Source organism: Kerstersia sp. (assembly GCF_052103615.1).
GTDB lineage: Bacteria > Pseudomonadota > Gammaproteobacteria > Burkholderiales > Burkholderiaceae_B > Kerstersia.
The window spans coordinates 6,117-15,639 of sequence record NZ_JBQEKA010000074.1 but is presented as its reverse complement, the minus strand read 5'-3'; the positions used below and the strand labels follow the sequence as shown (position 1 = coordinate 15,639).

Here is a 9,523-nt window from a genome sequence, read left to right as displayed (position 1 = left end):
TGCATCAGGCAGATGGCCGCCAGCCGATGTCTGGCGGCCATTTTGTTTGGCAAATGCTTGGCGATTAGATCGCGTCGCCGTTTTCACCGTCGTCGGAGTCGGTGTTCTTGGCTTCTTCGACGGCCTGATGGAAGGTGGACAGGCTGGCGCGGATAGCCGAAATATTGCGGTTCATCGTGGCGCGCAGCATTTCCGGGTCAGGAAACTGGTCGGCCGCAGCGATGAAAGATTCGATCTGCGCGCTGACGTTCCAGGTGTTGTCGCTATTCATGTAGCTGACAGTCAGCTTGGAGGCCTTGTTGCGGATGTTGACCTCATTGGCCAGCTCCAGCAGCTGCTCGCGCGACAGGCCGGTGCGTTCGTCATCGGCAAAGTTGGGAAACACCAGGCGCAGGAATTCGGGGTCGTTGTCTGCATCGATGGAGAGGTAGAACACGCCCATTTCCGGGTGGCGGAAACGCACGTCGCCGTCGTCGTCGATATCCGATTTGTAATCCAGAACTTCTTGGTACAGCTTTTGCAGTTCTTCGGTTTTGGACGTCATGAGTTGGGTTCTCCTTATGTAGGTAACGGAATGGTAGCCTGAGCGGTATGGTTTGTCGCTTGCCAGGCTGCCGGAGAGGAATGGCGGGCTAATCCTGTTTTGATGCCGCGCCGCTTGCTTGCGCGCCTATGATCGCCAGCACGGCATGGCCGTCCAGGGTCTCTTCTTGCAGTAATTGTTCCGCCAGCTGTTTGATGCTGTGCCAGTGGTTTTCCACCAGCATCTCTGTGCGCTCCCGCGCCTCTTGCAGCCAGATGTCCACACGCGTTTGCGCGCGCTCCATCCAGGCGGGGGGCAAGGGGGGCTCGAAGGGGGCCAGCGAGAGCCAGCCGAAACTATCATCCAGCCCCCATTGGGTAATCGCCAGCCACGCCAGCTCACTGGCTTTGGCCAGGTCGCTGGCAGCGCCGTTATCGCTGCCGCCGGCAGGTTCCGATGCCGGGAATTGCCGCAATTGCGCTACCCGGCCGGCCAGCTTGATGCACAGGTCGTCCATGGCTTCGCGGCGGTTCATCGGGCGGATGCTATGTTCATCGTCACGCGATAGCGCGACAAAACCATGCGCATCGCCACGGCCTGCAATGGTGACTTGTTCCAGTGGGTGTTCCGGGCGCAGCAAGGCCGCCAGCACCGCGTGCCCGGCTTCGTGGTGGGCCACGGCCGAGAGGTATTCCTGCAAGGGCTTGCGGCGACTGCGTTCGCCGTATTTCACTGTGTTGATCTGTTCCAGCAGCTGCTCATAGCTGACATGCTCCTGCCGGTTTTGCCGCAGGGCCAGCAGCAGCTCGCGGTGGACTTTTTCGAAGTCGGCGCCGCTCATGCCGGCTGTCATGGCCACGAGCGCGTCCAGATTCCAGGCGTCGCTGGCTGGCGGCTGCGAGCGGGGCAGGGCGCACAGGCGGGTGTCGATGAAATGGCGGCGGGCTTCGCGATCCAGCAGCGGGACTTCCATCAGCAGGTCCAGGCGCCCGGAGCGCAGCAGCGCCGGATCGACATTGGCCAGGAAGTTGGTGGCGGCCACAATGAACACCGGATACTCAGTGTGCGAGCCGAAGCCGTCGATTTCCGCCAGCAATTGGTTGATCGCCGGTTCTATGCCGCGCATGCCGCGTATGCCCAGCGCGTCGATTTCGTCGATGAAAACGATGCTGGGGGCATAGCGTCTGGCGCGGCGGAAAATGGAGCGGGTCAGCCCTGGATTGAAAAGCTGCGGCCCGGCCACGGAAATAAAGGGCACGCCGGCCTCTGCCGCCAGCGCTTTGGCCAGCATGGTCTTGCCAGTGCCGGGGCGGCCGTACAGCAACATCCCTTTCGGGGGCGGCGCTTGGGCGGCATCCGCGCTGGCAGCTTCATCGGCGCGGACGGCCAGCAGCTGGATGATCTGTTGCAGCCTTTCTTTGGCCCGGGTGTGGCCTTTGATGTCGCTGAAGCGCAAGTCAGGCATTTCGACGGCAAAGCCGTCATCGGCGCCGTAATCCTTGCGGCCCTGTATCCGTTCCAGGCGCACGGAATCTATCACCAGTTGCAGTTCGCCCTCCTGGTGCTGCGGACGGAGTTCATAGCGCAGGACTTCACGGCGCCGGAATAGGCTGCGGTGCAGGGCATCCAGGTCGCGGCCGGCGAACCAGTCAAGGGCGGCCTGGCTCACGCTGACCTTGACGCGTTCCGGCAGTTGGCTGTGGCTGGCGGTGTCGGCGAAGCAGGCTTCCGTCAGCCAGTGGGTGCCCGCCTCTGAGAGTTCCAGCGGGGCGATATCCGGGCCAAAAGACAGGGTGATGATGGTGGCTGTCAGGTCGAGGTTTTCGAACTCTACCGGAATGGCCTGCTTGCTGAAGAGCTCGGCGAAATCAGCCAAGGCTTTGCGGGTAATGCCCGTCAGGGAAGCGATCGTCAGCTCGGCAAATGGCAGTAGCGTGGCATTGGAAAGATAGCCCGCCAGATACGACGTGATCTTGCCGTTTTCGCTGCTGGTGTCCTGGCTGTCTTCGCTTTCCCGGCGGGCCAGCATATCTTCCGCCAGCAGGCCGGCAGCCCTGGCCGGATTTTCCCGTATCAGAGTGGACAGGCTGCTGTCTTCGGCCAGTTGCGGACTGGGGCGCAGGGTGAAAATCAGCTGTGCGGACTGAAAGGAAACGCGTCGGCTTTCGGCGCGGGAGCGTTCTTTCTCATTGCCGAAGCCATACTCGTCTTCGAGATAGCCGTCACTGAGAAGATTGGCCAGGATGTTCTGCACATTGGGGTGGGCGCGGTCCACATCATCGAAAACCACCACCGCGCGCGGATGGCGGCGCACGAAGCCGGTGAGCCGGCCCGGGCCTGCATTGCTATAGCCTTCGCGCAAGCCCGTCAGGCCGAAGCCTTCATTGTGGCTCTGGAAACTGGCCATATTGAGCACCAGGCTTTTGCCTTCGCTGGCATCGGCCAGTTTGCGCGCCAGCAGGGATTTTCCAGTGCCCGCCGGGCCGACGCACACCAGCAGGCGCGGTTTGCCCGGGGCGTTCAGTTTCAGCGCGCGCGCCAGCAATTCCGTGCGCAGGCGCGCCAGCGCGGCAGGCTGGCCGATGACGGCGGCACCCAACGCTTGCAGTTGTTCATCCACCTGCTTCAGGACGGCGGGAACGCGCTCGGTGCGGCTGAGGGCTTCTTCGGCCTCGGTGGCCTGGGCGGATGGCTCGCCGCTGGCCTGAGGGGCTTCGCCGGCGCTGCTGCGCCCAGGGTGGTTGCTGCGGTCCTGCTTGTTGCTGGTATCGCTGGCCTTGGTCGTGCCTGCGGGCGTGACCAGGCCGGGGAGCCGCAGCGGCAGAGGCTCGTCCTTGAATTGTTCGAGCAGTGCTGTCACCTCTTTGGCAACTGGCAGTTCGACGCCGGTCTGTCCTTCAGGGAGGTAATGCAGGCCATCATTGCGTGCGGCAGGGTTGGCGGTAATGCCCAGCAGCGCGGCCTGATGCAGGCCCAGGGCGCTGGTGTCTATATATAGCGCCAAGGCTTCACGCAGGACGCCGGGTGTAATGCTTGCCTTGCCTCCGGCTTTGGCGACCTGTTCGGCCAGCACCAGGCATTCCTGCAAGCTGATGTCGCGGCCATGGGCCGCGGCGGTGCCTTGACCGGCGGCGCGATGCGCCGAGGCATTATCGGTGCAATCGCCGGGAGCGGCCGGCGGCATGGGTTCATCGTTGGTGATGTCTTCCGCCGCGGTCTGGGGGACGGGATGGGCTTCCATCTCGGGCAGGAACAGGCCGGACACGGGTGACGCGCCGTATTCCTGGCGCAGTGTCGTGACGTCCGAGGTCAGCGTCACAGACGGCTTGGCAGGATATTCCGCCAGGCGCTGACTGCCATCCTTGCGCTTGGGCGCTTGCTTGTCCTGAGGGTCCAGGCCCAGCTTTCTTGCGGTATCGTCGGAAATCTCAGTGGTATCGACGTAGGTTTTCAAGGTTTCACTGATGATATCCATATTGATGCGCATGAGGCCATGGCGCAGCGCAGTGATTTTGGATAATTTCAGGACGTCCAGGAAAGTCAGGGGCTTGTTAGGGGGCATGCTTGAGCGGAAACGCGGGGGAAGGTAAGACAACAGGCTGAAGTATAGGCATTCCCATGGCGGGGCGCCTGTCTGGACGAGGGCCGAGTTGTGAGAGATTGATTGTTTTTGAAGTCACACTTGTGTCATTTTGTGTGGGCTGCCCTGGCCGCTGCCAGCGGCCGCTGGCAGTGTTGCGCCGCCCGGCATGCGGTATAACGGGACGAAGCGGCGCCGGGCGCAAGCGGGTTCGGACCGTTACAAGGCAGGCGCTTGGCGCTCAGGCAACAGTCCGGGTTTTGATTCTGCGGCGTAACGTGATAGAATCCGACGATTCAGTATGCACCTCATTCCATCCATTTTTTAACTGCGTAATAGAATTCATGCCTATTGTTCGCCTGAAAGAAAACGAGCCGTTTGAAGCCGCTCTGCGCCGCTTCAAGCGCACCATCGAAAAGACGGGTCTGCTGACCGAACTGCGTTCGCGCGAGTTCTACGAAAAGCCCACCGCTGAGCGCAAGCGCAAGCATGCTGCCGCCGTGAAGCGTCATTACAAGCGTATCCGCAGCCAACAACTGCCTCCGCGCCTCTACTGATCTGTTCAGTGAGTGATTCCTGATTCTTTCATCCAGGAACTTCTCGCCCGGGTCGATATTACGGATGTCGTCGGGCGTTATGTGCAGCTGCGCAAGGGTGGGGCGAACCTTTTAGGTCTCTGCCCCTTCCATAACGAAAAATCCCCTTCCTTTACTGTCAGCCCCACCAAACAGTTCTACCACTGCTTTGGTTGCGGAGCGCATGGCAGCGCGGTTACCTTCCTGATGGAGCACACCGGGGCCAGTTTTCCGGAAGCCGTGCGTTCGCTTGCCGCTTCGGCAGGCATGAACGTGCCGGAAGAGCCGCGCAGCCCGCGCCAGCAGGCCGAGGCTGCCAGGCGCAAGGAAGAGGTATCGCGGCATACGCAGGCACTGGAGAAGGCACAGGAATACTATCTGTCGCAATTGCGGCAGTCGGCGCAGGCGCGCCGTTACCTGCAGGGCCGGGGCTTGACGGGCGAAATCGCCAAACGTTACGGCCTGGGCTGGACGGGTGACGACCGCCGGGGCCTGGCCAACGTCTTTGAGCGCTACGACGACCCCATTCTGGTGGAGGTCGGCCTTGTCGTGGAAGCAGAAGATGCCCGGCGTTACGACCGCTTTCGCGAGCGTGTGACCTTTCCCATCCGCAATGCGCGCGGAGCCCTGATCGGGTTCGGCGGCCGCATTATCGGCAAGGGCGAACCGAAATACCTGAACTCTCCGGAAACGCCGCTGTTTTCCAAGGGGCAGGAACTTTACGGGTTGTGGGAAGCGCGCCAGGCCATTCGTGCGGCAGGGCAGGTGCTGGTCGTCGAAGGTTATATGGACGTGGTCGGCCTGGCGCAGCTGGGCGTGGAACACGCCGTGGCGACGCTGGGCACGGCGACAACGCCGCAGCATGTGCAGAAGTTATTGCGCGCCAGTGAAAACGTGGTCTTCTCCTTCGATGGGGACAAGGCGGGGCGGCGTGCCGCCTGGCGGGCGCTCAATACTTGCCTGGCGCTGCTGCGCGATGATATCTCCATCCGCTTTCTGTTCCTGCCGGAAGAGCACGACCCGGATTCCTATGTGCGCGCTTTTGGCGCGGAAGCCTTTCGCGCCACGTTGTCGGAAGCCCAGCCGCTCTCGCGTTTCTTGCTGGACGAACTGGCTACGCGCCATGCGCTTGAGGAAGTCGAAGGCCGTGCCGCGTGCATTCATGAAGCGCGGCCGCTGTTTGCGGAAATTCCCGAGTGCGCGCTGAAAATCCAGCTGCACAACGAATTTGCGCGGCAAGTGCGGCTGACGCCTGAAGAACTGCATGCCATGTTTCGCGCCGGCGAAGCTCAGGCCCCTGGCCGCCAGGCTTTTGCCCAAGTCCCGGCTGCGGCAACTGGCGGTACCGAGCGGCCAGCTGGGGCCGGGCAGGGCATGGGCCACGCTGGCCTGCCTATGCCGTCTGACGGCCCGCCGCCATGGATGGTGGCGCCGGATGACATGCTCCCTGAAGATATCGGCTTTCAGGGCGGCCTGGACCCCGAAGGGGGGTATTGGCCGCCGGAACAGCAGACCGCCTCCTATCCGTCACAGGCAGGGCGTGACGGGGGCCGCACGGCCGGCCGCCGGCAGTGGAACGGCAATGGCCGGGACGGCGGCGGCCAGAAAGGGCGCAAGGGCAGCGGACGCTGGAATGAAGGCCGCGGCGGTGTGCCGCCTTTGAGCGGCGGCCAGCAGGTCGCGAGCCTGCCGCGCAAATTGCTGCGTTTGCTGGTCAGTCACCCAGGCCTGGTTGATGAAATGGGTGATCAGCAGCTTGAAGTTTTGGATAGTAGCCCCCATATGCGTATGGTCAGGGAGCTGGTGACCCTTTTGCAGGATTCGGGCGCAAGGCATATAGGCGCCATGATGGAAGCTGTGCCTTCCGAATCCGAACTGGCTGGCATCCTCCATGACTTGTCGCGTGACGTGCTTGGCAGCGAAGAATTGCCCGACCCGCAACTGGAGTGGGAAGGGGGATTGCGCAATGTCGAACGTGATGCGCTGAAGCTTGAACTGGATGCCTTGGTGGCGTCCGGCTTGACCGATGAGGAATCAAAAAATTTATACCAGGATCTGACACGCCGGCTGAGAGGCTTGGGGAACGCTTAGTGTAGTGTTCCCGCAAATAAGTTAAGATTCAGGGGTTTGCGATGTCTGCCCCGAACCTTTTCTCGGTGGTGCGGTCGGATGATGCTGCGGGTCTTAACCCGCCTGATGCCGGAGGCTTTGCTGCTCCCGGCTTTTCGGCGCTTGATGCCGAGTTGTTCTCGCTCTTTTTCGTCCTGTTCAATGTTTGGGCTGTCAGCAGAATCAGACAGCCCTCCCGTTTTGTGGCGGCAACTTCGCTACGGAAACCATTATGACCCAATCCAAAACCGCAAAAAGTTCGAAGGCAGACCAACAGACGCATATCGACGTGCCGGATACAGGCAGTGCGGCAACGGCTGGCGCACGCAAGGTAACGCGCGCCGCCGCCAAGACGCCGGCCAAGGCTGCGGTCAAGGTGGCTGCGGCGGGCGCGGCCAAGACGGCAAAAACGGCAGCCAAGAGCGCGACCAAAACTGCGGCCAAAACTGCGGCCAAAACTGCAACTAAAACTGCAGCCAAAACCGCGGCCAAGAAAACGGCTGAGCCCAAGGCTGCTGCGGCACCGAAGGCCGTCGGCACCGGCCGCCGCCCTGGCCGTCCGGCCAAGAGTGCCAACGTCAGCGCGGATTTCGATGATGATATGGATCAGGACGGCGAAGTCGTTCCTGATTTCAAGCCGGTCAAGCGCGGCAAGCGCGGCAAGGCCGATCCCAAGGATCTGATCGCGCGTGGCCCGGTCACGCCCGAGGAATACGAAGCCCGCCGCAATCGCCTGAAGCAGCTCATCAAGCTGGGCAAGGACCGCGGCTACCTGACCTACGGCGAAATCAACGACCATCTGCCGGATGACCTGGTGGATGCGGAAGCCATTGACGGCATCATCAGCACCTTCAGCGACATGGGTATCGCGGTCTATGACCAGGCCCCCGACGCCGAAACCTTGCTGATGAGCGAAAACGCGCCGGTTGCCTCCAACGACGATGATGTCGAAGACGAGGCCGAAGCCGCGTTGACGACTGTGGATTCCGACTTCGGCCGTACGACAGATCCGGTGCGCATGTATATGCGTGAAATGGGTTCTGTCGAACTGCTGACGCGCGAAGGTGAAATTGAAATCGCCAAGCGCATTGAGGACGGCTTGAAGCACATGGTCATGGCCATCTCTGCTTGTCCCACCACCATCCTGGAAATCCTGGCGCACGTTGCCAAGGTACGCGATGGTTCCAGCCAGGTTGACGAAATCGTTGACGGTCTGCTGGACCAGGACGGTGAAGAGTATGCAGGCGCCGGTGTGACTGACAGCGGTGACGACGGCCCCGCGGGCGGCATGAGCAGCAAGCAGCTGGAAACGCTGCGTGTCGAAACGCTGGAAAAATTCGATCGCGTCGAAAAATGGTTCGGCGTGATGCGTGAATGCTACGAGACCAGCGGCTACCGTTCGGCCCGTTACCTTGAGGCGCAGGAAGGCATCCAGGAAGAGTTCCTGGGAATCCGCTTCACGGCCAAGATGGTCGAACGCCTGGCTGACACCCTGCGTTCGCAGGTGGAAGAAGTGCGCCAGCTGGAACGCGCAGTGCTGTCGGTCTGCGTGGATCGCGCCGGCATGTCGCGCAGCCACTTCATCAAGGTCTTCCCGGGCCAGGAAACCAACCTGGAATGGGTGCAAAAGGAAGTGGATGCCGGCTATCCGTATTCGGAAACCCTGGCACGCCATATTCCTGACGTTCAGGAATTGCAAAGCAAGCTCATTGAGTTGCAGGACCGCGTCGTGCTGCCGCTCAAGGATCTCAAGGACGTCAACAAACGCATGGCAACCGGCGAGGCCAAGGCCCGCAAGGCCAAGCGCGAGATGATCGAGGCCAACCTGCGTCTGGTGATCTCCATTGCCAAGAAGTACACCAACCGCGGCCTGCAATTCCTGGATCTGATCCAGGAAGGCAATATCGGCTTGATGAAGGCGGTGGATAAATTCGAATACCGCCGCGGCTACAAGTTCTCTACCTACGCCACCTGGTGGATTCGTCAGGCTATCACGCGCTCCATCGCTGACCAGGCCCGTACCATCCGTATTCCGGTTCACATGATCGAAACGATCAACAAGATGAACCGGATCAACCGCCAGATCCTGCAGGAAACCGGCGCCGAGCCGGATCCCGCAACGCTGGCGGCCAAGATGGACATGCCTGAGGACAAGATCCGCAAGATCTTGAAGATTGCCAAGGAACCCATCTCCATGGAAACGCCGATCGGTGACGACGACGATTCCCACCTGGGCGATTTCATCGAGGACACGGCTAACCTGGCACCTGCCGAAGCCGCGCTGCATGGCTCCATGCGTGACGTGGTCAAGGAAGTGCTGGATTCGCTGACGCCGCGTGAGGCCAAGGTGCTGCGCATGCGTTTTGGTATCGAAATGAGCACGGACCAGACGCTGGAAGAGGTCGGCAAACAATTCGACGTCACCCGTGAGCGCATCCGCCAAATAGAAGCCAAGGCATTGCGCAAACTGCGTCACCCCAGCCGTGCGGACAAACTGAAGAGCTTCCTGGAAGGGCAGTAATGGGAGCTTTCCTGCGATGAGCTGGGCGGATCCAACGATTCTCTTGTTGCTGGTGTTTGCCATACTGGGCTACGTCAGCCACAACATGGCGGTCTCCATCGCCATGCTGGTCTTGCTATTCGTCCGGCTGACACCGCTGCAGGCGCACTTTCCCTGGGTGCAGAAGTATGGCCTCAGCGTGGGCATCATCATCCTGATGGTTGGGGTGATGACGC

General features: G+C 61.3%; 6 protein-coding genes. 4 read left to right on the top strand and 2 right to left on the bottom strand.

Features of this window, described 5'->3' with window-relative positions; all coding sequences use genetic code 11:
* Positions 1-64 precede the first annotated feature (64 nt).
* Both ACTJGZ_RS12925 and ACTJGZ_RS12920 read right to left on the bottom strand, forming a co-directional pair.
* Positions 65-544 carry a hypothetical protein gene (locus tag ACTJGZ_RS12925; RefSeq protein ID WP_441663325.1) on the bottom strand — a complete coding sequence of 160 codons (480 nt, stop codon included), beginning with the start codon at positions 542-544 and terminating at the stop codon, positions 65-67.
* Between the two features lie 88 nt (positions 545-632).
* The gene (locus tag ACTJGZ_RS12920) at positions 633-4,085 is read right to left on the bottom strand and encodes an AAA family ATPase (RefSeq protein ID WP_441663324.1); all 3,453 of its coding nucleotides are present in this window, start codon (positions 4,083-4,085) and stop codon (positions 633-635) included.
* A gap of 362 nt (positions 4,086-4,447) precedes the next feature.
* On the opposite strand from ACTJGZ_RS12920, the gene rpsU reads away from it, so the two are divergent.
* The 4 genes from rpsU to ACTJGZ_RS12900 all read left to right on the top strand — a co-directional run.
* Positions 4,448-4,660, top strand: coding sequence for a 30S ribosomal protein S21 (rpsU, locus tag ACTJGZ_RS12915; RefSeq protein ID WP_006218592.1), 213 nt, complete (start codon positions 4,448-4,450; stop codon positions 4,658-4,660).
* Positions 4,661-4,672: 12 nt separating this feature from the next.
* Positions 4,673-6,769 carry a DNA primase gene (gene dnaG, locus ACTJGZ_RS12910; RefSeq protein ID WP_441663323.1) on the top strand — a complete coding sequence of 699 codons (2,097 nt, stop codon included), beginning with the start codon at positions 4,673-4,675 and terminating at the stop codon, positions 6,767-6,769.
* 250 nt (positions 6,770-7,019) lie between these two features.
* Positions 7,020-9,308: an RNA polymerase sigma factor RpoD gene (gene rpoD, locus ACTJGZ_RS12905; RefSeq protein ID WP_441663322.1), complete on the top strand. Its 2,289-nt coding sequence runs from the start codon at positions 7,020-7,022 to the stop codon at positions 9,306-9,308.
* A gap of 16 nt (positions 9,309-9,324) precedes the next feature.
* A partial coding sequence (locus ACTJGZ_RS12900) for a DUF441 family protein (RefSeq protein ID WP_441663321.1) occupies positions 9,325-9,523 on the top strand: 199 nt, incomplete at its 3' end.